Origin of the sequence: Tahibacter caeni, from assembly GCF_024609805.1 — a bacterium.
GTDB lineage: Bacteria > Pseudomonadota > Gammaproteobacteria > Xanthomonadales > Rhodanobacteraceae > Tahibacter > Tahibacter caeni.
Genome location: NZ_JANFVR010000589.1, coordinates 1 through 1,619, shown reverse-complemented (window position 1 = coordinate 1,619; position 1,619 = coordinate 1). Strand labels below are relative to the sequence as shown.

General features: G+C 68.0%; 2 protein-coding genes. One reads left to right on the top strand and one right to left on the bottom strand.

Annotation, left to right across the window (positions count from 1 at the left end; translation table 11 throughout):
- Positions 1-160: 160 nt before the first annotated feature.
- Positions 161-739, top strand: a complete 579-nt coding sequence (locus tag NON22_RS24065; RefSeq protein WP_257389517.1) for a YkvA family protein — start codon at positions 161-163, stop codon at positions 737-739.
- Between the two features lie 100 nt (positions 740-839).
- Here the strand turns inward: NON22_RS24065 and NON22_RS24060 are convergent.
- Positions 840-1,619, bottom strand: a 780-nt coding sequence (locus NON22_RS24060; RefSeq protein ID WP_257389516.1) for an RDD family protein, incomplete at its 5' end; no start/stop codon positions are given.

The window sequence follows — 1,619 nt, the reverse complement described above, 5'->3', positions numbered from 1 at the left end:
GGCCGGCGCTCCGCCGCGGGTCGCAGCCGGCGCGCCGGCTGGGCCGGGCCGCCACCCGCAGCGTCGTTTGGCAAGCCTGCGCGCGGCGCCACGCTTCAATTGACGTCGCGACCCCGCACTGGCTAGTCTGCGAAGTCTCCCGCTTAGCTGAAGACCAGCCATGTCTCTGACCATCACGATCGAACTCGGCGACGCCGATCTGCAACATTTCATCGACGGCATGAAGAAGGCGCAGGAGGAGACCAAGCACCTCACGGCGCAGCAGGTCACCGACGCGGCGCGCAAGCTGCTGGCCGATTCGAGCAACGTGCAGGTTCCGCACTTCATCGCCGAACGTCTGGCCAAGCTCGACGCGATGATCGCCATGGTCCACGACGCCGGCTGGGCGCTGCCCGAGGACGACAAGAGCCGCGTGCTGTCGGCGCTGACCTATTTCGCCGATCCCAAGGACGTGATCCCGGACACCGTGCCGGTGCTCGGCTTCCTCGACGACGCGATCATGATCGAGCTGTGCGTGCGCGAGCTCAAGCACGAGCTCGACGCCTACGACGACTTCTGCGATTTCCGCAATGCCGAAGCGGCGCGTCTCGGCGTCGATCCGGCCAGCCACGAAGTGCAGCGCGCGCAGTGGCTCGAAGGCCGCCGCGAGGAGCTGCAGGACCGCATGCGCCGCCGCCGCCGCGACTCCTACAGCGGCAGCGGCGGTGCCTGGAAGCCGGCGCTGTTCAAATTCGGCTGAAGCTCCGCCGCACGATTCGGCAGCAATGAAAAAACCCCGGCTCAAGCCGGGGTTTTTCGTTTGCGCGGGCGGCGTTCGCCGAACGCCGCGCGGCAGCCGGTCAGTTCGGCTTGTAGTTGCTGAACAGGGTCGCCATCGCGATCGACCAGAAGATGATGCCGATGACGCTGAGCGCGATGATGCCGACGTTGATGGCCCAGCCGTACCATGGCATCGGCGGACGCTCGAGCTCGTGCTCCTGGCCCGGTTCCACCGTGTTGAACACCACGCAGGTGCTGGCCATGAGGTCGTGCAGCGCCTGTTTGCGCTCGGTGAAGCCGGCCATCATGTAGCCGATGTAGAGAATGATGTTCGACACGGCACCGCCGAAGTAGCGGCCGGTCGCGCGCGCGAACGTCACCGGCTGGCCGTAGTCGTCGGTGACCTTGAGGCCGAAGGCCTGTTTGCCGAGCGTGGCCTGGTTCGGACCGCTCTCCATCATCGCGAAGTAGAGCCAGCGGCCGACGTAGAACAGCACGATGCCGAGGAACGGGATCAGGTTGATGACGAATCCCGGGATCAGCAGGATCAGGTTGTCCAGGGTATAGGCCGCGAAGCGGCGCCAGAAACCGGCGTGGATCGCTTCGCCCGGCGGCAGCGGCATGCCGGCCTCGATCATGTCGCCACTGCGCACGAGCGGCGCGTCGGGCGCGGCATAGGGCGAGGAGTAGGCGTCGGCCGCCGGCATGGCCGGGGGCAGCACTGCGGTCTGCGCCGGATTGGAATTGTTGGCCGGCGGCGAGAAGCTCGGCGGCGTGGCCGCGGCGCGGGGCGCGGGCGGCGGAGCCATCGGCGGCGGAGTCGCCGGCGCGGCCGGCGCGCCGAGACGGCTGAACGGACC

Coding starts and splice junctions, on each gene's coding strand:
- NON22_RS24065 (WP_257389517.1), top strand. CDS start 161: ATGTCTCTGACCATCACGATCGAACTCGGCGACGCCGATCTGCAACAT.